Source organism: Paenibacillus gansuensis, from assembly GCF_042684925.1.
Classification (GTDB): Bacteria; Bacillota; Bacilli; order Paenibacillales; family DY6; genus Paenibacillus_N; species Paenibacillus_N gansuensis.
Genome location: NZ_JBHUME010000007.1, coordinates 591,533 through 612,024 on the forward strand (window position 1 = coordinate 591,533; position 20,492 = coordinate 612,024).

Annotated in this window: 26 protein-coding genes and 1 tRNA gene; 17 read left to right on the plus strand and 10 right to left on the minus strand. The window is 46.8% G+C overall.

All coding sequences use genetic code 11. The features are described from left to right. Nucleotides 1-311: 311 nt before the first annotated feature. Nucleotides 312-707 carry a DUF2500 domain-containing protein gene (locus ACFSUF_RS10485; protein WP_377602668.1) on the plus strand — a complete coding sequence of 132 codons (396 nt, stop codon included), beginning with the start codon at nt 312-314 and terminating at the stop codon, nt 705-707. A 71-nt stretch (nt 708-778) separates the two neighbouring features. Here the strand turns inward: ACFSUF_RS10485 and ACFSUF_RS10490 are convergent, their stop codons facing one another. Beyond that, nucleotides 779-1,693 carry an RluA family pseudouridine synthase gene (locus tag ACFSUF_RS10490; protein WP_377602670.1) on the minus strand — a complete coding sequence of 305 codons (915 nt, stop codon included), beginning with the start codon at nt 1,691-1,693 and terminating at the stop codon, nt 779-781. Nucleotides 1,694-1,892: 199 nt separating this feature from the next. On the opposite strand from ACFSUF_RS10490, the gene ACFSUF_RS10495 reads away from it, so the two are divergent. Further along, complete coding sequence (locus ACFSUF_RS10495; protein ID WP_377602672.1) at nt 1,893-2,102, plus strand: hypothetical protein; 210 nt, start codon at nt 1,893-1,895, stop codon at nt 2,100-2,102. 71 nt (nt 2,103-2,173) lie between these two features. Here ACFSUF_RS10495 and ACFSUF_RS10500 read toward each other — a convergent pair. Then, a tRNA-Val gene (locus ACFSUF_RS10500) sits at nt 2,174-2,246 on the minus strand. Nucleotides 2,247-2,509: 263 nt separating this feature from the next. On the opposite strand from ACFSUF_RS10500, the gene ACFSUF_RS10505 reads away from it, so the two are divergent. The 3 genes from ACFSUF_RS10505 (at nt 2,510) to ACFSUF_RS10515 (ending at nt 3,728) form a co-directional block, all read left to right on the plus strand. Continuing rightward, nucleotides 2,510-2,863, plus strand: coding sequence for a hypothetical protein (locus ACFSUF_RS10505; RefSeq protein WP_377602674.1), 354 nt, complete (start codon nt 2,510-2,512; stop codon nt 2,861-2,863). A 42-nt stretch (nt 2,864-2,905) separates the two neighbouring features. After that, entirely contained in the window at nt 2,906-3,094 is a 189-nt protein-coding gene (locus ACFSUF_RS10510; protein ID WP_377602675.1) for a hypothetical protein, read from the plus strand. Between the two features lie 112 nt (nt 3,095-3,206). Then, nucleotides 3,207-3,728 (plus strand): GNAT family N-acetyltransferase, encoded by a 522-nt coding sequence (locus ACFSUF_RS10515; RefSeq protein WP_377602676.1) that lies wholly within the window; start codon nt 3,207-3,209, stop codon nt 3,726-3,728. 37 nt (nt 3,729-3,765) lie between these two features. Here the strand turns inward: ACFSUF_RS10515 and ACFSUF_RS10520 are convergent, their stop codons facing one another. From ACFSUF_RS10520 to ACFSUF_RS10530, 3 genes are all read right to left on the minus strand, one after another. Further along, nucleotides 3,766-4,008 carry a DUF3892 domain-containing protein gene (locus tag ACFSUF_RS10520; RefSeq protein WP_377602678.1) on the minus strand — a complete coding sequence of 81 codons (243 nt, stop codon included), beginning with the start codon at nt 4,006-4,008 and terminating at the stop codon, nt 3,766-3,768. A gap of 52 nt (nt 4,009-4,060) precedes the next feature. Then, on the minus strand, nt 4,061-4,798 hold the full coding sequence (locus ACFSUF_RS10525) for an MBL fold metallo-hydrolase (protein WP_377602679.1): 738 nt from the start codon (nt 4,796-4,798) through the stop codon (nt 4,061-4,063). Between the two features lie 405 nt (nt 4,799-5,203). Next, on the minus strand, nt 5,204-5,374 hold the full coding sequence (locus tag ACFSUF_RS10530) for a Spo0E family sporulation regulatory protein-aspartic acid phosphatase (protein ID WP_377602681.1): 171 nt from the start codon (nt 5,372-5,374) through the stop codon (nt 5,204-5,206). 280 nt (nt 5,375-5,654) lie between these two features. Here ACFSUF_RS10530 and ACFSUF_RS10535 point away from each other — a divergent pair, with 280 nt between their 5' ends. Next, the gene (locus tag ACFSUF_RS10535) at nt 5,655-6,233 is read left to right on the plus strand and encodes a stalk domain-containing protein (protein WP_377602682.1); all 579 of its coding nucleotides are present in this window, start codon (nt 5,655-5,657) and stop codon (nt 6,231-6,233) included. 93 nt (nt 6,234-6,326) lie between these two features. Then, nucleotides 6,327-6,623, plus strand: a complete 297-nt coding sequence (locus ACFSUF_RS10540) for a DUF1292 domain-containing protein (protein ID WP_377602684.1) — start codon at nt 6,327-6,329, stop codon at nt 6,621-6,623. A 57-nt stretch (nt 6,624-6,680) separates the two neighbouring features. On the opposite strand, the gene ACFSUF_RS10545 is transcribed toward ACFSUF_RS10540, so the two are convergent. Next, nucleotides 6,681-7,100, minus strand: coding sequence for a DUF1885 family protein (locus tag ACFSUF_RS10545; RefSeq protein WP_377602685.1), 420 nt, complete (start codon nt 7,098-7,100; stop codon nt 6,681-6,683). Between the two features lie 136 nt (nt 7,101-7,236). Further along, on the minus strand, nt 7,237-8,709 hold the full coding sequence (locus ACFSUF_RS10550; protein ID WP_377602686.1) for an aminotransferase class I/II-fold pyridoxal phosphate-dependent enzyme: 1,473 nt from the start codon (nt 8,707-8,709) through the stop codon (nt 7,237-7,239). 220 nt (nt 8,710-8,929) lie between these two features. Here ACFSUF_RS10550 and ACFSUF_RS10555 point away from each other — a divergent pair, with 220 nt between their 5' ends. The 5 genes from ACFSUF_RS10555 to ACFSUF_RS10575 all read left to right on the plus strand — a co-directional run bounded on the left by ACFSUF_RS10555 (nt 8,930) and on the right by ACFSUF_RS10575 (nt 15,085). Then, nucleotides 8,930-10,102: an MFS transporter gene (locus tag ACFSUF_RS10555; RefSeq protein WP_377602688.1), complete on the plus strand. Its 1,173-nt coding sequence runs from the start codon at nt 8,930-8,932 to the stop codon at nt 10,100-10,102. A gap of 255 nt (nt 10,103-10,357) precedes the next feature. Then, on the plus strand, nt 10,358-11,407 hold the full coding sequence (locus tag ACFSUF_RS10560) for a BMP family lipoprotein (RefSeq protein WP_377602689.1): 1,050 nt from the start codon (nt 10,358-10,360) through the stop codon (nt 11,405-11,407). A gap of 106 nt (nt 11,408-11,513) precedes the next feature. Beyond that, on the plus strand, nt 11,514-13,052 hold the full coding sequence (locus ACFSUF_RS10565) for an ABC transporter ATP-binding protein (protein ID WP_377602691.1): 1,539 nt from the start codon (nt 11,514-11,516) through the stop codon (nt 13,050-13,052). After that, on the plus strand, nt 13,049-14,122 hold the full coding sequence (locus ACFSUF_RS10570; protein ID WP_377602693.1) for an ABC transporter permease: 1,074 nt from the start codon (nt 13,049-13,051) through the stop codon (nt 14,120-14,122). The genes ACFSUF_RS10565 and ACFSUF_RS10570 overlap by 4 nt, the downstream gene beginning before the upstream one ends. Continuing rightward, nucleotides 14,123-15,085: an ABC transporter permease gene (locus ACFSUF_RS10575; RefSeq protein ID WP_377602695.1), complete on the plus strand. Its 963-nt coding sequence runs from the start codon at nt 14,123-14,125 to the stop codon at nt 15,083-15,085. Nucleotides 15,086-15,134: 49 nt separating this feature from the next. Here the strand turns inward: ACFSUF_RS10575 and ACFSUF_RS10580 are convergent, their stop codons facing one another. Next, a complete protein-coding gene (locus ACFSUF_RS10580) occupies nt 15,135-15,785 on the minus strand; it encodes a YktB family protein (RefSeq protein WP_377602696.1) in 651 nt (216 codons plus the stop codon). A gap of 236 nt (nt 15,786-16,021) precedes the next feature. Between ACFSUF_RS10580 and ACFSUF_RS10585 the strand changes: the two genes are divergently transcribed. After that, complete coding sequence (locus ACFSUF_RS10585; protein WP_377602698.1) at nt 16,022-16,618, plus strand: hypothetical protein; 597 nt, start codon at nt 16,022-16,024, stop codon at nt 16,616-16,618. Between the two features lie 253 nt (nt 16,619-16,871). Next, nucleotides 16,872-18,284, plus strand: a complete 1,413-nt coding sequence (gndA, locus tag ACFSUF_RS10590) for an NADP-dependent phosphogluconate dehydrogenase (RefSeq protein WP_377602700.1) — start codon at nt 16,872-16,874, stop codon at nt 18,282-18,284. An 11-nt stretch (nt 18,285-18,295) separates the two neighbouring features. On the opposite strand, the gene ACFSUF_RS10595 is transcribed toward gndA, so the two are convergent. Beyond that, a complete protein-coding gene (locus ACFSUF_RS10595; protein ID WP_377602702.1) occupies nt 18,296-18,604 on the minus strand; it encodes a hypothetical protein in 309 nt (102 codons plus the stop codon). A gap of 157 nt (nt 18,605-18,761) precedes the next feature. Between ACFSUF_RS10595 and ACFSUF_RS10600 the strand changes: the two genes are divergently transcribed. Then, nucleotides 18,762-19,304: a shikimate kinase gene (locus ACFSUF_RS10600; RefSeq protein WP_377602703.1), complete on the plus strand. Its 543-nt coding sequence runs from the start codon at nt 18,762-18,764 to the stop codon at nt 19,302-19,304. Nucleotides 19,305-19,309: 5 nt separating this feature from the next. On the opposite strand, the gene ACFSUF_RS10605 is transcribed toward ACFSUF_RS10600, so the two are convergent. Beyond that, complete coding sequence (locus ACFSUF_RS10605) at nt 19,310-19,609, minus strand: rhodanese-like domain-containing protein (protein ID WP_377602705.1); 300 nt, start codon at nt 19,607-19,609, stop codon at nt 19,310-19,312. Nucleotides 19,610-19,692: 83 nt separating this feature from the next. Here ACFSUF_RS10605 and crcB point away from each other — a divergent pair, with 83 nt between their 5' ends. Together crcB and ACFSUF_RS10615 are read left to right on the plus strand one after the other, a co-directional pair. Further along, complete coding sequence (gene crcB / locus ACFSUF_RS10610; RefSeq protein ID WP_377602706.1) at nt 19,693-20,121, plus strand: fluoride efflux transporter CrcB; 429 nt, start codon at nt 19,693-19,695, stop codon at nt 20,119-20,121. Further along, complete coding sequence (locus tag ACFSUF_RS10615; protein WP_377602708.1) at nt 20,118-20,492, plus strand: fluoride efflux transporter FluC; 375 nt, start codon at nt 20,118-20,120, stop codon at nt 20,490-20,492. The genes crcB and ACFSUF_RS10615 overlap by 4 nt, the downstream gene beginning before the upstream one ends.

A 20,492-nucleotide genomic window follows, 5' to 3' on the forward strand; every position in this document is an offset into this window, starting at 1 on the left:
CGCTTTAGTGTCCCTCGAAGGGGTGAATTTCATGTATACTATACCATATAAGGAAAAAGGAGGAATAAGGTGAACGTATCTCTCTTGTATGTGCTTGGATTCAGTATTTTCATTGTAGGAGTTATGTGCGGAGCAACGGACTCTAAAAGGAAGTCGTCCTTACTCTGGATCGAAGCTATAATTTAAATACGGACTTATTTATGGCCGATTCGGTTTATGTAAAGCTTTCTGCACTCGGAATCAAGGCGGCTCGGGACGGTTTGGCTTACAGATTGTCATATACATACAGAAATGAAACGGAGGAGTAACAGATGTTTGAGCAGCCCGGAGTTTCCGGAGGTTTTTTTCATGGAGCACCGCCAGTGTTTTTAACGTTTTTTCTACTAATATTCTGTTCTATTGCCGGTCTCATTGCCTACAAAATATTCGGAGGAGTTCGGCAATGGTCTGCGAACAATGCTTCTCCTATTTTGAATATTGAGGCAAAAATTATCTCCAAAAGGTACGAAGTATGGGGCGGTTCAGGTGATTCTTCGGCTTCCACATCTTATTTTGTGACTTTTGAACAAACAGACGGTACCAGGACGGAATTTGCGGTAGCTAATACAGAATATGGCTTACTGGCGGAGGGGGATATAGGAACGTTGAGCTATCAAGGGACCAGATACCATCATTTCGTTCGAAACAGAGAATACGTGAAAATGTAGGTCGGCTCCAAAAAGGCGATATAGCAAAAGGATGGGAATCGAAGATTCCCATCCTTTATTGATTGTGCAAGTTACACCGTACGAAAAACATTGGAAAACAATTTCGGGATGGGAGTCTCAAACCGCATTTCCTTCCCCGAAACGGGATGAATGAAGGCAAGGACTCGCGCATGGAGTCCTAATCTTCCGATTCCTCTGCCGCGTGCACCGTATTTCTTATCTCCCACAACCGGATGGCCTAGATCCTGCATATGTACCCTGATTTGATTTTTCCGCCCCGTCTCCAGTTCCACCTCAAGCAGTGAGTAGCTGCGGTTGGATTGGAGTACTTTGTAATGGGTAATTGCGTGCTGACCGTCGTTCGGATAAGGGCTCGAATACATTTTTAATGTTTTGGTTTCCTTAAGCCAAGAAGAGACAGTCCCCTCGTTTTTCTTAAGCTGTCCTTCCACTAAAGCAATGTAAGTGCGTTCCTTTACCAGCTCTTTCCACTGCTCTTGGAGCTTCTGCTGCACTGCTTCGGATTTTGCGAACATCATTACACCCGAGGTGTCCCTGTCTAGACGGTGTACAACGAAAATCCGGCTCGCCGGATCCGCAGCGCGGACATGATCCATCAGCTGCCTGTATGCCGTTAGCTGGGTTTCTTTGTCGGAAGCAATTGAAAGTAACCCGGATTCCTTGGTGATCACTAGTATATCCTTATCTTCGTAAAGAAGGGTGACGCCGGCCAGCGGGGGACGTTCCGGGATTCTCTCTTTACTTACACTGACTTTATCTCCGGGCTTTAACGGATGATTATGCGTGGTCGCGATCTTACCGTTTACGGCAATTTGCCCGCGTGAGAGTGCGGATTTTACAGAGTTTCGGCCCATCCCTGTTACGTTATCCAGCAGAAAGGGGAGAAGATCGGACTGCTCCGTTACCGTGTATTCACGTATAAGCGGCTGTTTAGGTTTGGCTGGAGTTGCTTTTTTGTTATTCATCGATACACTCATTCTCCATCTATTTCATAATGCTTACACTATACCATGATCCGGATGAAAAACAAACGAAGGGCCCTAAGCAAGTCTATGATGGTGTTTGGGCAATCGCGCATTTTCGGAATGAATCCAAACCACCGGACAAGTCAGATCATACCATATACGGTAACACCATTCATTTTCTAAAGGAGGTATACCAACTATGAACGGTCAATTTGGCATGTTTGGCGCGTTTGTCGTGAGTTTTCTGCTGATGCTTGCTCCTTACAGCGGGCTGTCTATCCTTAGCGATCATATGGCCTCATTGGACTGGCTGCAGAAGCTCGTCGTGGATGTAATGCGTCTTGGAGGAACGCTGGGCGCTATTTATTTCGGTTACAAGCTGCTGCGCGCAGAATCCAAAAAGAGCTGACCTCTTCTGAATCCGCTAACAAAGGAACAATAAAAAAGAGCAAGAACCATATCGGTTCTTGCTCTTTGTGATGATCTGAACAGGGATCGAACCTGTGACCCCCACCCTGTCAAGATGGTGCTCTCCCAGCTGAGCTATCAGATCAAATTGAGTGGCGACAAAATGTATAATAACAACTATTCTGCACAATGTCAACACTTTTTGGGCGGCTCAGTTCTTTCTTCTGTATAGATACTACGTAAGGAATCAAAACCAAAATAATCCATTCGGCCTATGTATATCAATCACCACTGATATTCTTGTAATGCAGATTACATTTTTATAAATAGTTTACTGAAAATCATGTCATATTTTGCCGGAATCCTTTATAATATAACTAATCTATGAAAAAGTAGGTATTTAAGACTATGACAACTTTAGAGTTACTAATCCAGAAGGTCTCGAAATTCGTTATTTTTTCTAATCCCGTCACCAAAGGAAACGTACTTGAACAGCGCCCGGCCGATCCAAGGCTGCCGATCCGAGCTTTTTTCGTAATCCTGAAGGAGAGTCAACAAGATGCAGCAAAATTTAATGAGCTTTGGCTTAAACAAGATGGGAATTTTGCTGTAACCGAAATCGGCTACGAGACGGACATCCGGTTTGTCCGGAGCCTTCTCATTCCGAATCTGAAAACGTCAGAGGTAACTGAGCTTTTTCCGGAGCATCAGATTATTGAGCGGTTCAGCACGCTTCTCCAAAAGCATAATACAAGACGGTAACATGTTCGATACTCCACATTTTGGGCAAGGAAGAAGAGACAAATGGCCTATTATATTTCTTACAAAAATCAAATTCTCGGTACAGGAATGACGAAGCAGCGTGCCGAAGAGAAGCTCCGGGACTTAAAGCTTTCATTTGCGGGGCTAGAACTTGTTGAGGTCAAAGAAGAAGATGCTGCTAAACCAGTGACGAAAAAACCGCGGAAACCCCGTAAATCCGTTCAAGCTTGACGACGCGTTTCTGTCCGTTGAACAGCTTGCCAAGCAGCAATCGGGGGGGTATTATTTATAGAAGAAACCGTGAGCCGGAAGGAATGCTCAGTCAATTCCCGGAGGAAAGCTTTTGGGCTATACTTGGCGAGTCCATAGCGGCTGCAGGTTACATACTTCATTAGACCCGGAGATGGTGACGCAGATGGAAATTAGGATTGCGGAGAACGAAGCGGAACTGCAGCAATGCCTGCAAGTGCGTATGGAGGTCTTTGTGGGAGAGCAGAATGTTCCTGCAGATCTGGAAGTAGACGAATTTGATGTCTATCCTTTTAATTGTACACATGTGTTGGTTACAGACGGAGGCCAGCCTGTGGGTGCGGCTAGACTTCGCGGATACGAGAACAACAGCGCGAAATATCAGCGTATTGCTGTATTGAAATCGTACCGGGGGCAAGGAGTCGGAGCCCTTCTGCTAGGGGCTTTGGATAAAATCGCGATAGAGCAGGGCTATAGCTCCGCTGTATTGGATTCCCAATGCCAAGCCGAGGCATTTTACAGCAAATCGGGATTCCATGTTGTATCCACGGAAACTTTCCTGGATGCAGGAATCCCTCATGTGCGGATGACGAAAACTTTTGAAGTAAAAGCGTAAATGAAAAAGACCTCGTAAGAGGTCTTTTTCTGTTCACCTAAAAGATAGGCAAATTATCCAGGTTATTTTCTTTGATGCCGTCAGGATTGCTGCGTAGGTGGTCGTCTCCGTCTCGGCCCTTAAATACATTCACGTTTTGAATCTGCCCGGACTTGGCCATAGCCTGCGCTTGATGATAATCTACCACTCTGCCTGAGGCAAACTTCAGCTCAACGATATCGCCGTCCCCATTTTTGCGCACGGCGACAACTTCTTCCTGCTGGTTTTGATTGGTTTCCATCAAGTTCACACTCCTTTTTATAGAAGTGTCTCACTCTGTGTCATAAACTATACTACCCCAGTGTAATCAGCTCATGTTGTTTGATAAACGTCATCGAGCCGGTTTTCCCCTCAAATTCAGGCATGATGTCATCGTAATGCATAAGATAAACGGATTGTTGGATTTCATCCGGCAGCGTCAGGAGCTGAGCTAACCCGGCATGGACGACAGCGGGCTGTTGAAGTTGGCAGTCGTGTAGAATGGCACGGCACCCTCTTGTATAGTAGACCTCCTCAATCAGCTCACGGCTAAATTGAGCGTCCGCACTATAAAACACGGTCTTATTAATAAAAAGGGAGTAGCTTCTCTTGCCAGGAATATGTTGAGTTTGCACAATTTCCACCTGTAAATTCGGAGTGATGCTGCATATTTCGGTTTCCCGCAAAGGGATAACCTGAAAATAGTGATGGAGCGAATTGAAATCGTCCTGTTCTAGCCCCGCACGCAGGGAATTCTCCCATAAGGTCTCTGTCAGTGTTTCCGGGACATATAAAGGAATCAAGCGTTTATGTACAAACTTCATCTGAAAAGCCAGTTCCTCCAGCCCTCCGATATGATCGGCATGCAGATGTGTTATGAGCACGCCGTCAATGTCTGCGAATGTTCTGCCCGTCTGGTAGAGGGCTAGCGGGGCCGTGATTCCGCAGTCAACCATCAAGGTGAAGCCGTCCTGAAAAACAAGAGCATTGTTGTTAAAAAAACGTTTGGAGAACGCATTGCCTGTCCCCAGCATTTCAAGTGTAACACTCATATAGGTACCTCCTGCCAGCTTCATCTTTCTCCATAAAATTTACCATGTTTCGTTCAGGAAAACAAAGCGGAAGGAAAACGGTACAAATGCCTGCAGATAGGCAGAAGCGGAAAGCGAATTCCCTCGCCAAAACATATTATGAAGTAACAATCAGGGCAGGGGTGAGTGGGGATGGTGAAGGGCAGGGCGAAGAAAAAGGAAATTCCTGTTAAAGATAAAACGATTCACAATATGAGAGTAGTAGGATCGGATACGTGCGCTGTATGCAAGACGCAGTGCGCCAGGGGATTAAGATACCTTGCTAAAATGAGCGAGCCGGGCGTAATCGGAAAAGGTGTGCCTTGTATTTTGACCAAAGGAAGGGCTTATAAATAAGAAAAGAATGGATCGCAAGGTCCATTCTGTTTATATAATCCGATTGTCTTTCATGACCTTCACAATTAAACCGTCCAATTTCTGGCTGATTTCCAGCACTTTAGGATGGCCGAAGTTGTATTTATATTTCTCTGCGGTGTTCAGCAACAGCTTCTTAAGTTGGTCGATTTCGCATGTTAGGTAGTCCTGGTGAGAGGTCATTCGTAATCTTCCTTTATTTCCAAGAATTTATAGTTAGTGTACCATGTTTGGACAAGCAGTAGAAGGAAAAATTGGGCGCGCTAATTTATATTTACAATAAAAGAGTGATTGTGTTATGATTTATCATTTTTCTGTTAAACAAACATTAGACAAACTAAAAAAAAACGAAAATCGGGGAACAAGGCGGAAGAGCCTTCAAAAGTTGTTAAACGGCAGCGCAACTCTTTCCATACCGAAGAGTATAACTTAACTGAAAGAATAACAACTGGAGGTAAGGCGCATGAAGCTAAGACGGATTGTCATCCTGACATTAGCCATTTCCTTATTGGGTACCGCTTCGGTGTTTGCCGACTCGATCGGTCAGCGGGTGCGGGTATTCGTGAATAACAATGAAACATCCGATCCCGGGATAAACGTGGACGGCAAAACAATGCTTTCTCTAAGGGAAATGTCGGAAGCCTTGGGTGCGATCATTACGTGGGATGATGAGACTAAGGACGTAAGGGTGTTTAAACCGAATGTCCATATGATTCTGCTCGACACTGACAAATCGCAGCTTTTTAACGAAGTGGAGCGGGGGAAGGCTAATTTTGTTTTCATTTCGCAGACGGACAACTTGTTGGCCGATGTTTATTCATTTAAAGTACTGATTTCTGACCCGTACGGCAACGCAAAGGATATTGTTCCCGAGACTGTGTTTACTGAGCAGAAGGATACTTATAATACCCGGACGAAGCCTATCGATTACGATTTTAAGTACTCCGGAAAATATACAATTAGTTATATGATGAAGCTGAGCCGTAATGCGGATTACCAGACGGTAGGCAAGAAGGTCATAACTTCGAGGTCCACCAAATAAAGTGATATGACTTTTTGCCAAAATTGACCCTTGATATCAAAAATGTTACGATACCGTTGTGTTACATAATTTAATCCGAAAAGAGGCTTTCGAATGAGCGATCACGTACACGATGAGAACTGCGACCACGAACACGAGGAACAGGTTTTCATCATCACGGATGCCGACGGCAATGAACATGAAATGGTGATGGTATATACGTTTGAATCCGAAGAGCAGGTATACGCAGTACTGCTGGACAAGAACAACCCTGAAGAGGACGGCGTCATTTTCCGTATTGAAGAAGAAGGCGACGAAGCGTTCTTGGAAAGCATTGAAGATGAAGAGGAATGGAACCGTGTAGTAGCGGTTTACAACCAAATCGCTGCCGAGGAATCGGAGAACGTATAAGAAGAATAGAAGAAAGGCCGGCACCGATTCATCGGGCCGGCCTTTCGCATTCCTAATTTATTTGCGCGGATTGAAATACATGATGCGCCCGTTAAACAATTGCAAACGGGCTTTCAGTTTGCGCCCTAAATATTTGCACAGTTCGTTCGCTTTGGCTTTATCCCCGTGAGTGGCGTCAGAAGGAAGAACAATTTGAATGTGCCTGTAAACAGAAGACTCTTCTTGGGAAGTGCCGGTACCTACCACGATATATTTGTACAGGCTGTTCTTGCCTTTCAGGTAAAACCAGATACCTTCTCCGTCAGGCTTTGTTTCGATCGTATAAGGGAAGGCGGCCTCCGCATAATCCCAGCCAAGTTGCTGTCCCGTTAATGCGGCTTGCTCACGGTATTGCAGAAGCAGTTCTCTGACCTCATCGAGTGATATTTCCGCAGAGGAGGACCCTTCAACTAAGGTTACAAAAGCGCTTTGACCCACTGCATCGCACCCCATTTTTCCGAATAATTCCTACGTTAGTTGATCATAGCACCGGGAGTTCGCTTTTACAATGGTCAAAAAAATGACGGTACCTCCATGCACAATTGGGCGCATGCGGTACCGTAAGGGTTTATACTTATTCGAAAATCGCCTCAGGCTCTGAAATGACTTTAATGTGGCGTATGCTGCGGTCTTCGGGACCTTTTACAGGCAAACCTACTTTGACATGGTCCATAATGTAATCTATATTCTCCTGCGTGATGACTTCGCCTGGCAGCAGGATAGGAATCCCTGGCGGATACACGTAAATGAATTCCGCGATAATGCGGTCTGCCGATTCTGTGAACGGAATCATTTCCGTATCGCCATAAAATGCATCCCTTGGTGTAATGGCCAGATGAGGAATTTCGGGAATTTTTACAACCAGTTCGCCCGCGGTACGTTTATTGTAATACTTCTCAGAGAGCTTGCGCATGGCCTCAAGCAAAAGCTCCACATTCTCTCTAGTGTCACCCGGTGTAATCAGGGCGAGGATGTTATACATATCGCTTAATTCCACTTCGATATTATATTCGTCTCTAAGGAAATTCTCGACTTCATACCCTGTCAAGCCGAGATTTCTAACGTGGATGCATAGCTTGGTTGGATCATAGTCAAAGGTAGCTTCCTCGCCTAATATATCCTTCCCGAAGCTGTATAGTCCAGGAATTGCATTGACTTCTTCGCGGGCGTAGTTGGCAAGGGAAATGGCCTTCTCAGCCATGTCGTGTCCGTTGACAGCCAGATTTCTCCGGGACACATCCAAAGACGCCAGTAGCGGGTACGAGGTAGAAGTCGTCGTAAGCATGCTGAAAATCGTCTGAACGCGGAAAGGGTTCACCAAGCCTTTCTTGACATTGAGGACAGAGCTTCCCGTCATGGAGCCTCCAAGCTTGTGTACGCTCGTTGCAGCCATATCTGCTCCCGCCTGCATAGCGGACATTGGAAGTCCCTCATGAAAGTGAATAAGAACACCGTGCGCTTCATCGACAAGGACAGGGATGTTATAACTGTGTACGAGATCGACCACTTCTTTCAGGTTCGTACATATTCCGTAATACGTAGGATTGATAACGAGAACGGCTTTTGCATCCGGGTGTCTCTTCAAAGCTTTCCGGACGGAGCGTAAGGTGATGCCGTGGTCGATCCCCAGGTTTTTGTCCCTTGCAGGAGATAGGAAGACCGGTTTGGCACCGCTGAAAATAATAGCTGACATGACGGACTTATGCACGTTGCGCGGCACAATAATTTTGTCTCCGGGAGAGCATACAGCAAGAATCATCGTCATAATGGCACTGCTTGTCCCCTGGACGGAGAAGTAAGTATAATCTGCTCCGTAAGCGTCGGCGGCAAGCTTCTGGGCTTCCTCAATCACACCTGTAGGCTGATGCAGGTCATCCAGAGGCGCTATATTGATCAGGTCGATGGATAATACATTATCTCCGACGAAATTTCGAAATTCTTCATCCATTCCGGCACCTTTCTTGTGCCCGGGAATATGAAACTGCACCGGATTCGCCTTAGCGTGCTCTACAAGTGCGGTAAACAGGGGGGTCTTATGATGATCCAACCCGCATCCCTACCTTTCCTAATATACTGATTGTAACTATAACAAAAATGAACTGTATTGCAAGCCGTGTTTCAGGACCGGATGGCACAGGCTTGCCGAGGCTATACTTTTATAGGGAAAACGTTCTTGATTTGTTCAGTTTTCCATCGGAAAAAGTTGTGTTACGATTAGAATCGTCCTCATTCGACAACGGTAGATTGATAAAGAAAGAAGGTACATAATGAGAAAGCAGCTCACTCTCATCGGCTTTACGTTATTTACGATTTTCATCGGTTTCGGGATCGTGATTCCGCTGCTGCCTGTGATGGTACAGGAAACGGGAGCGCCGGAATATCATTTCAATATTATGCTGGCAGCCTATTCGGCCGTTTCGTTTGTAGTATCCCCGTTCTGGGGCGCTTTGTCCGACCGGATCGGCCGCAAGCCGGTGCTGCTGGCCGGGGTAATAGGGTTCAGCGCAAGCTTTTTCCTGTTTGGAATGTCTTCCGGTCATTTATGGCTCATGTATGTATCCAGAATACTCGGCGGGTTGTTTTCCGGAGCGACGACAGCTTGTGCTGTTGCGTACGTGGCCGATATAACAACGGATGAGAACAGAACCAAAGGGATGGGAGTAGTCGGGATGTCGATAGGCCTCGGATTCATATTCGGGCCGGCCATCGGAGGAATTCTGAGCAAATACGGGCATCCGGTTCCTTTCTTCACTGCTTCCGTCATATCGCTCCTTACCGCTTTGTTTATTGTTTCCACTCTCAAGGAATCGCTTGCTGCGGACAAGCGTACTACGGCCAAGCGAGCCGGCAGCAGGTGGGCCGCTTTTACAGGTTCGGTCAAGTATTTATATATCCTTCTGTTTCTCGTTACGTTTACCCTTGCCGGTTTGGAAGCTACGCTCCAGTTTTTTCAAATGCAGGCTTTCGGTGCCACTCCGGAGGATGTCGGATATATGTTTTTGGCAAGCGGCACGGTAGGAGCGCTGATTCAAGGCGGTGTAGTTCGGAGATATATTAAGAAAGGGGACGAACCTAAGGTGATCAAGATCGGTTTCCTGCTGCAGGCGGCGGGTTTTATTCTGCTGCTGTTCTCGAACAGCCTTGTGACTGCGATGATTTACCTTTCGGTATTTGGAGCGGGAAACGCGCTGCTGCGCCCATGCCTAACCTCGTTGATTACGCAAAAAACTACGGTAGGCCAAGGTACGGCTTCCGGCCTAAGCTCCTCCATGGACAGCCTTGGACGTATAGCCGGTCCCCTTCTTGCAGCTGTATTGTACGGAATTCAAGTTGAACTTCCTTTTTATGTGAGTTCAGCAGTCTGTCTGCTGGCCTTGGTGCTGGTTGGCTATTATATTTCCAAAAGTACGAAAACTGCTGTCGAAGCTGCTTTGAAGTAAGAGGTATTGAATAAAAATGCATATCCGCTTGTAAATATGTAACGAAACCTCACACATAAATTTGTATTCGTGATATTTTTTAAATTTTCTGTCAATTTACTTGACACGAAGCTCTATTTTATTGTAATGATGTATTGGATTTCTTTATTTTTGATAGTATAATGAATAACGAAAATCACGCACTTATTTTCCATTGCAGATAATAAATTTCATGGAAAGTTTGTGTAATAAATCAAACCTGGGGGTAATCTACACATGAAGAAGTGGACAAGTCTGACCTTGGTCATGATCCTTGCACTTGTGCTTGTTCTATCCGGTTGCGGTAAGAACAATGCAGGCAATGAAGCTAACGGAGGAACAAAGGCCGGTAACAATGCCGGAACCGAAACTCCGAAATCCGATTTGAAAGTCGGTTTGGTTACAGATTCCGGCGGCGTAAACGACAAATCCTTTAACCAAAGCGCTTGGGAAGGACTTCAGAAAGTAGCGGACGCTAAAGGTATCGAGACTAAGGTTCTTGAAAGTAAAGCTGATCCTGACTACGAACCAAACCTGAACAAGTTCGTTAAAGGCGGATACGACCTCACTTGGGGTATCGGCTTCCTGATGGGTGATGCCATCAAGAAAGTCGCTGCTGAAAACCCGAATGCAAAGCTTGCGATCATTGACAACACAGTAGAAGCTCCAAACGTTGCTTCCGTAACTTTTGCGGAGAATGAGGGTGCTTACCTTGTAGGTGTTGTTGCGGGCTTAATGACAAAAACGAACAAGATCGGTTTCGTTGGCGGTATTAAAATTCCTGTAATTAAGCGTTTCGAAGTTGGTTTCCTTGAAGGCGTGAAGGCAGTAAACCCTAAGGCTGAAGTAACCATCAACTATGTCGGCGACTTCGGTAAACCGGATGCAGGTAAAGCAGCTGCAGCAACGATGTACAATGACGGCGCAGATATCATTTTCCACGCTGCGGGCGCTACTGGTAACGGTGTGTTCAACGAAGCGAAAGACCGTTCCGCTTCAGGCAAAAAAGTATGGGTTATCGGTGTAGATAAAGACCAATCCCTTGAGTTTGGTGAGGAAATTACTCTGACTTCCATGATGAAGCGTGTTGATCAGGCGGTAGAAACAATTACTAACCAGATGGCTGACGGTCAATTCCCTGCAGGCAAGAACGTAACGCTGGGACTGAAAGACAACGGTGTAGGCCTTCCTGAAACGAACAAAAACGTTCCGGACGATGTCCTTAAGAAAGTGGAAGAATACAAACAAAAAATTATCAGCGGCGAAATCACAGTACCTGCTGAATAAAGTTTCCGCAGCACATAAAGTCAGACAACAAACAAGGCTGGTTATGTAACCGGCCTTGTTCTTTCATTACTAAGGCTTATAAACTATAAAGTCCAGGGTGATACGAATGAGCGATGCGGCTCCGGTATTAGAACTACGAGGCATTACCAAGCGCTTCCCTGGTGTTGTCGCCAATGACAACATCAGTTTGACGCTGAAGAAAGGTGAGATTCATGCGCTGCTTGGAGAAAATGGAGCGGGCAAATCCACATTGATGAGCATTGTTTTCGGCCTTTACCGTCAGGATGAGGGCGAAATTCTGGTGAATGGTCAGGTTACCGATATCGATAATCCGAATAAAGCGATTGATCTCGGCATCGGGATGGTCCATCAGCATTTTAAATTAGTACAGCCGTTTACTGTTACTGAGAATATTATTTTGGGAATGGAACCGAAAGCGGGGCTGAATATTGACTACAGAACGGCATCCCGCAAAGTAAAAGCTTTATCTGAACAATACGGCCTTAAAGTAAAGGCGGATTCAAGGATTGAAGAAATTACTGTCGGTATGCAGCAGCGCGTCGAGATTCTAAAAACCCTGTACCGCGGGGCCGAAATTCTAATTTTCGACGAGCCTACAGCCGTGCTTACGCCTCAGGAGATAGAAGAGCTTCTCGAAATTATGAGAAAACTGGTGGCCGAAGGCAAATCCATTATCCTGATTACGCATAAATTGAAAGAGATTATGGAAATCGCCGATACATGCACCATTATCCGCCGCGGTAAAGTAGTGGACTCTGTGAAAGTTTCCGAGACGACTCCGAAGCAGCTAGCAGAGAAAATGGTAGGCCGTAATGTTTCTTTCTCTGTGGACAAGACTGGCGCATCCCCCGGGGAGAACGTGCTTACAGTTGAGAACCTTGTAGCTACAAGCAGTCAAGGGATCCGGGTGTTGGATAGCCTAAGTTTCCATGTCCGCAGAGGTGAAATCCTGGGGATTGCAGGCGTTGACGGCAACGGGCAAAGCGAACTCATCGAAGCTTTGACGGGGCTGCGCAAAGTTCAGGAGGGCAAAGTCAATCTGAACGGCGAAGACATCACGAATCAATCGCCGAGACATATTTCGGAAGCCGGGATGTCCCATATTCCGGAAGATCGTCATAAACACGGACTTGTACTAGATTTTACAATGAGCGAGAATATGGTGCTGGAGACGTATTTCCACAAGAAATATAACCAGAACGGATTTATGAATTACGGCGAAATCGATAAGCACGCGGAAAAGCTGATACAGGAGTTCGATGTGCGTACGCCAAGCATCCATACGAAAGCAAGATCTTTGTCGGGCGGAAACCAGCAGAAAGCGATCATTGCGCGTGAAATTCATAAAGATCCGGATGTACTTATCGCTGCGCAGCCAACACGCGGATTGGATGTAGGAGCGATCGAATTCGTTCATAAACAGCTTATTGCCCAGCGCGACAAAGGCAAGGCAGTGCTGCTTATCTCTTTTGAGCTGGATGAAATTATGAATGTTTCCGACCGGATTGCGGTTATTTACGAAGGCAAGATTGTCGGCGAGGTATTGCCGCAAGAAACAAACGATGAAGAGTTGGGCTTATTGATGGCCGGCAGCCAACGTGAAGAGGGAGGTGCCGGAGCATGAGCAAATTCATCCGGGCTTTAACAAGAGAAAGCGTCATTTATCCATTGGCTGCCATTCTACTGGGCTTGATTTTCGGGGCTATTATTATGCTGATCGGCGGATACAATCCGGTAATTGCATATAAATCGCTCGTCATTCAGGTGTTTGGATCAAGCTATGATATCGGAGAAACGATTCGTGCTGTGACTCCATTGATTTTAACCGGTTTATCCGTAGCTTTTGCATTCCGTTCCGGATTGTTCAATATCGGAGCGGAAGGCCAGTTCATGATCGGTATGACAGTGGCGACCTGGGTAGGGATTCAATGGGACCTTCCTATCGTTGTCCATGCACTTGTCGCTATGATTCTTGGCGGAATCGCAGCCGGTTTATGGGGGGCCATTGCAGGGTATTTGAAGGCGAAACGCGGCGTCAATGAAGTAATTACAACCATCATGCTGAATTGGACAGCACTTTATTTGTCCAACTACATTATAGGTTTCATGTTGGAAAAAGGGCAGCAGCGTACGACCTACCTGCCGGAATCGGCTTGGATTACGTCTCCGTGGTTCGCTTCTTTGTTCGGTAACTCGAGAATCCACTTAGGTATCTTTATCGCTTTGATCGGGGCGCTGGTGTTTTACATCATATTGTGGAAAACGAAACAAGGATATGAATTGCGTGCCGTCGGACATAACGCTGACGCTGCAGAGTATGCAGGGATGAACGTGGGCCGTAATATTGTCAAGGCTATGTTTATCAGCGGCATATTTGCAGGGCTTGCCGGGACGTTTGAGGTGTTGGGTGTTTTCCACTACCAGACGATTGCGGCATCCTCGCTGGGTTACGGATTTGACGGTATCGCCGTATCCCTGCTCGGCATGAACAACCCGCTGGGTGTCGTGCTTGCGGCAGCTTTGTTCGGTTCACTGTCTTACGGAGCGGCAGGTATGAGTTTCGGGGCTGATGTCCCGCCTGAAATCATCCGTATCGTCATCGGGTCCATTATTTTCTTCGTAGCTGCGCAAGGGATTGTCAGATGGCTGCTGATTCCGTTCTATGCAAAGCGTAAGAAAGAGAAGGTGCTGTAAATGGATATCAACACTATCGGACAATTGCTCAGCATTACGCTGATTTTCTCTACAGCTTATATTTTCACTGCACTAGGCGGAATTGTCTCGGAACGTGCGGGCGTAATTAATATCGGACTGGAAGGATTGATGGTAGCCGGAGCGTTTGCTGCCGCTGTAGGCACACTTTATGCGGAAGATGCGGGAATGGGGGGAGCTGCTCCATGGGTCGGCCTGCTGGCGGGTATGCTGTTCGGAGTCCTGTTCTCCGTCATCCATGCCGTGGCATCCATCACATTCAAAGCGGATCAGGTCGTCAGCGGTGTGGTTATCAACTTCCTGGCCGGGGGAGTCACACTCTATCTGGTTAAACTGCTGTTTGAAGGATCCGGTCAGACAGAAACGATCAAGAACGGGATCGGCAGAATCAGGATTCCTTATTTGGAGGATATTCCGATTATCGGCCAGGCATTGTTCAATACGTATGCAACAACGTACATTGCCTTGCTTCTCGTATTTGTGCTCTGGTATGTTCTATTCCGCACTCCATTCGGACTTCGGCTGCGTGCGGTCGGCGAACACCCGAGTGCTGCCGATACCGTCGGTGTAAAGGTCCAGCGCATGCGTTATATCGCTGTACTCATCAGCGGTGCCTTGGGCGGACTAGGCGGTGCAACCATTACGTTAACTACTACGGATAACTTCGCGCATAACACCATTTCAGGCCAAGGCTTTATTGCCCTAGCGGCGCTGATTTTCGGCAAGTGGAATCCGATCGGTGCTTTAGGCGCGGCTCTGTTCTTCGGCTTTACACAGGGTGCCCTGAAAAACTTTATGCAGCTGTTTGAATTCTCTAAACAGATTCCGGCGGAGTTCATTTATATGCTGCCATATATTCTTACTATCGTTGTTCTGGTAGGCGCGGTAGGTCGAGCGAAAGCTCCTTCGGCACTGGGAGAGCCGTACGATCCCGGCAAACGCTGATTTAATAAAGAAAGACGTGTACTCGGTTTGTTCCGGGTACACGTCTTTTTTAACGTGAAAGCGATAGGTGATACAGGGGCATTAGTGTCTCAAATGTCTCTTTGGCTGCCTCGAGAAACTCAGTTCCGTCTCGAAGGATCGGATCATTTGCAGCAAACCTGCGACCGATGAGCAGTTCGGTTTTCTTAATGTTGCGGAATCGTTCTAAAGCTGTTTTTAATTCCTCTTTGCCCAGGTCGGCGAATTTAACCGCATCTTTTCTCATGTGATCGAAAGACACTTCATACTCCTGCGGTATTGTTTCTCTTAGCAATGGGACAGAGGCAAGAAACCGATCGGCGATGGCCTGCTTTTCCGGCAGTTCATAAATATAGGCGAGCCACATGAACAAATGGTCATCAAAAAGTCCGATTTGAAAATGGGGATGCATTTTATAGCCTCGCTTATTGGGAGCGAACGCCATCCATGTATCCACGGGGGCATTCGTCTTTCTGCGGAGATGCTGGGCAATATGCAAAAACATCTCCTGGCCGGCGAGCATGGACATGTCCTCTGTCAACGCATGGCCGATAGCTCTAAACTTGGGTTGGATCCGGGAACGGATCGCTTCCATGCGGGGCTCAAGGCCTTCCACCGTAAAAGTATCGAAATCATGTTGGGTAAAACCGGAAAAAACGGGCTCTGTCGCTATGTTAGTCAATAGAATCTCAGTCCTTTTATGTAGTAAATAATACATGTTATCATAACATAGGTTCGGAGCAGGTACCAAATGCGGGAATAGAGGTCTGTGTTATTTGTGACATTTTGAGAAGAAGATAAGAAAATAGGCAAGAAAGCAAGTTACTAATTCATACTATGGAGTATAATATATTGTAAATCGTTAAATTGTCTGAACATTCTGTCAACGGGAAATGAACTGAACCGGGAGGGATTGCCGTGAACCGAAGCTATGAAGTGGAGTACTGCAACCTAGAACTGCGTTTTGATCGCCGGTTAATCCAGAATTTCATTAAACATCTGATCCAAGAAGGATATTCGCTATATTGGAACGAGAGTGATATGCATTTTGTCATCTCGATCCGTTCCGGCAGAAAGCTGGTGAAGCTGAAATTCCAGCGGATCCAAAACCGTTTTAAAATCGTAGGGGACTATTCCTTTAAAGATGAAAAGCTGGCCGAAATTATGGAAAAAATGATCGGTGATACGAGAGGCCATGCCGTTGTCAAAAGGTTTAAAGACCGTCAGATTCTAATTGAAAACATTATGTTCGGGGAATTGATCAGGCTCGTAGAAATTTCCGGAATGGAACATAAAATCCTTTATCAGAAGCAGCCAGTCATCACCCAGGAGGAAATGATCCAGGCGTTTAAATCCAAGCGTGCAGAGGAGCGGATCCGGGTCTTTAGGCTCGAGCTGGACTATGAGCTAGCCTCATTATTTGACGCTTTGAAAGACCGGAATCTGGAGGAGTCCGAGAGAATTAAGGAGAGGCTGGCTGTGCTGCGGCAGGAAATGCTGTTGTTAGAAGCTTGACGGCTGAATGCTTTTTGCATAATTATTATCAAAGCGGCTCTTTTAAAGGGGCCGTTTTCTTTTTGTACGAGTGAGTATACTAATAGTCGTTAGGCGTTAATGTGGCATGCATCACATAATTCAATCGCCATTATTGACAATTGTTATCGGTTGTTGCGGGAGCAGGCAGTTCACTTCTGTGCTTTAAAAGTGTAAAATAAACTTATTGTGATTTGACGCTTATTAAATTCGAGAGAAAGAAGAGGATGAAACCATGGCAAAACAGCAAATCGGAGTGGTAGGTTTGGCCGTTATGGGCAAAAATCTGGCACTTAATATTGAGAGCAGAGGATTTACGGTTTCTGTATTTAACCGTTCCCCTGAAAAGACGAAAGACCTGGTAGCAGAAGCACAAGGCAAGAATTTGGTTGGTACATATTCGATTGAAGAGTTTGTTCAATCCTTGGAATCCCCCCGCAAAATCCTGATCATGGTACAAGCAGGTCCTGCAACTGACGCAACTATTGAGCAGCTTCTGCCGCATCTTGACCAAGGCGATATCCTGATCGACGGCGGAAATGCATATTTCCCTGACACCCTGCGCCGGAACAAAGAGCTGGATGCTAAAGGGATCCGCTTTATCGGTACAGGTGTATCCGGCGGAGAAGAAGGCGCGCTGAAAGGTCCTTCGATTATGCCGGGCGGCCAGGAATCCGCTTATAAACTGGTTGAACCGATCTTAACGGCAATCTCTGCAAAGGTCGGCGAAGATCCTTGCTGTACCTACATCGGACCGGACGGTGCAGGACACTATGTGAAAATGGTGCACAACGGGATCGAATACGGAGACATGCAGCTTATCTGTGAGGCTTATCAGTTGTTGAAGGATGTTGTTGGCTTAACTACGGAAGAGCTACACGAAATCTTCACAGAGTGGAATAAAGGCGAATTGGACAGCTATCTGATCGAAATTACAGCAGATATCTTCTCCAAGAAAGATCCTGAAACAGGCAAGCCAATGGTCGATGTGATCCTGGACGCAGCCGGACAGAAGGGCACAGGCAAATGGACCAGCCAAAGTTCTCTGGACCTGGGCGTTCCGCTCTCCATTATTACCGAATCCGTATTCTCCCGTTTCCTGTCGGCGATGAAACAAGAACGTGTAATGGCTTCAAAGCTGCTGAACGGTCCGAAAGCGGCTCCGTTCGATCAGGATAAAGCAGCCTTCATCGAGGCTGTACGCAGAGCATTGTATGCAAGCAAAATCTGTTCGTATGCCCAAGGTTTTGCTCAAATGAGAGCTGCTTCCGAAGAATATAACTGGAACCTGAAATACGGTGAAATTGCGATGATCTTCCGCGGCGGATGCATTATTCGTGCTCAGTTCCTGCAAAATATCAAGGATGCTTATGACCGCAACCCAGAGTTGAAAAACCTGCTGCTTGACGAGTATTTTAACGATATCATCGAGAACTACCAGGAGGCTTGGAGAACAGTAATTGCAACTGCTGTTACCCGCGGAATTCCTGTTCCTGCTTTCGCAAGCGCTTTGTCTTACTATGACAGCTATCGGTCCGAGAGGCTGCCTGCAAACCTGCTGCAGGCTCAGCGCGATTATTTCGGGGCGCATACGTTTGAGCGCTTGGATAAAGAAGGAAAGTTCCACTTTAACTGGATGGAAAACTAATCTCCTGCTATTCAAGTAACGGGAGGGAACGGTCCGTTTCCGTAAGCCGTCTCTCCCAGCCAGTTCCTAAGCCGTTCTGCTTCTTCGTCCCCGGTACTGCGGTTATGGAGAAGGAGCATGGCTGCTTCGGCAAAGTATTGAAAGTTACGCAATAAGAGTGGCTGAGGGAGGCTCACAAGATGTGGGTCTTCATCAGCCACCTTTTTTTTCATAAAATCCAACATCCAAATGATATCTTCCCTGCACAAAGGATGATCGGGATTCATAATCCGGCGGTATCTTTCGGTTTGGGCGTTAGTATGGGACTCAATGATGGACATAGCCGTCCTCCTTGATAGGAAATAACTTGTTTAGCAATCTACTAATATACGATACGCTTGCCTGAAAACTTTTATTCCGGCGTTGTCCGCAATTTATAGGCTATGGTATGATAGAAAAAAGTCACTTAAACACTTTAATGCGCAAAAGTAGGTGGGGATGATAGTCAGTGAAGAAAGACCTATAAAAAACCTGGTTTTAATCGGATTTATGGGGACAGGGAAATCTACGGTAGGACAGCTTCTTGCAGAGAAGTTAGAATGGACATTCATAGACTCGGATGCGGCACTGGTTTCCCGGGAAGGCCGGAGTATTCCGGACATATTCTCCTCGGACGGGGAAGCTTATTTTCGAAACGCGGAATCAAGAGCTCTTGCGGACATATTAAGCAGGAACCGTCAAGTGGTGGCTACAGGCGGAGGGGCGGTTCTGAGGGAGGAAAACCGTCAATTAATGAAGGGACAAGGTATGGTTGTCGCGTTAACGGCGACCGCCGAGGCGATCATCGAACGGGTAAGGCAGGACACCAATAGACCGCTGCTGCAGGGAGATGTTGAAGAAAGGGTAACCTCCCTGCTTGTCGAACGTCAGCCGGCCTACCGTTTTGCAGATGTGACTATCGATACTACCGATTTATCGGCCGTATCCATTGTGGAAATGATAGCGGGGCTTATAGAGCAGAAGCCTTTAAATGAAGCATAGTCATATTACATCTCCCAGGAAAGCATGCCTCCGGTAATATTCGTTACCCCTTCAAAGCCAAGGCTTGAGAGATACTCACAGGCTCTGCTGCTGCGGCCGCCTGACCTGCACATAATGAACAGCTCGGGCGTTTTCTCGATTTCATCATAACGCTCCGGAAGCTGGCCAAGGGGGATGTGCTTGGCACCGGGAATCATGCCGGCAGCAACTTCCTCGTCTTCGCGGACATCGATGATGTTTAGTGGTTCTCCCTGATCTAGACGGAGCTTCAACTGCTCCGGACTGATGGTAGAATATGTGCTCATTAAGACCTCCAGCAATGTAATAGTTTCTTATTATGTAAGGGTGGATGACACCTAAACTGAAGTATAAACGGTGAGGCTGCAGAATGCAAAAAGAGGCATCAAAATACGTAAAGTTATGGAAATTTTATTTATTGATAGCTATGGCGGGCAGCCTAGGAGCAGTCTGTCGTTATGCTGAAGGCCTTCTTCTCCAGGATATCCAGCCAGCGGGGTTTCCGGCAGCGACTTTTGCCTGTAATATTGCCGGAAGCTTGCTCCTCGGCTATGTTCTTGCGAAAAGGAGCATGACGGAAGGGCAGCAGTTGTTTAAAGAAGTTGTAGGAACAGGCTTTCTAGGCGCATTTACTACGTTCAGCGCGTTTAGCGTTGAGACGGTCGATCTGCTGAACAGCGGCCGGACAGGTATCGCATTACTTTATATCATTAGCAGTTTGTGGCTTGGATATGCTGCTGCCTTTGCCGGATCCAAGGCGGGGGGCGCGGCTCGAAGCAGGAAGAAGGAACAGCTATGATTGTCTCCTTATTGCTCGTTGCCGCCGGCGGTGCTGCGGGCTCCGTCTGCAGGGTGTGGGTGTCCCGCCGTTACAACTGCGAAGGGGCTGGTGGAGAAGCCCTCATACCATGGGGAACAATGACGGTAAATATCAGCGGGGCGTTTCTGCTTGGTATGTTAAGCGCCACGCACAGCCCGGAGCCGTTGTTACTGCTGCTTGGCACCGGATTTCTCGGAGGCTATACGACTTTCTCGACGTTGAGCGTTCAATTGTCCGATTTCTCACGGCAAGGGCAAACTGCTGCCGGAGCCCGATACGCTGCCTTGACAATGACATTAGGATTAACGGCGGCTTATGCCGGTCATTTGGCAGGACACTACTTATTCTAG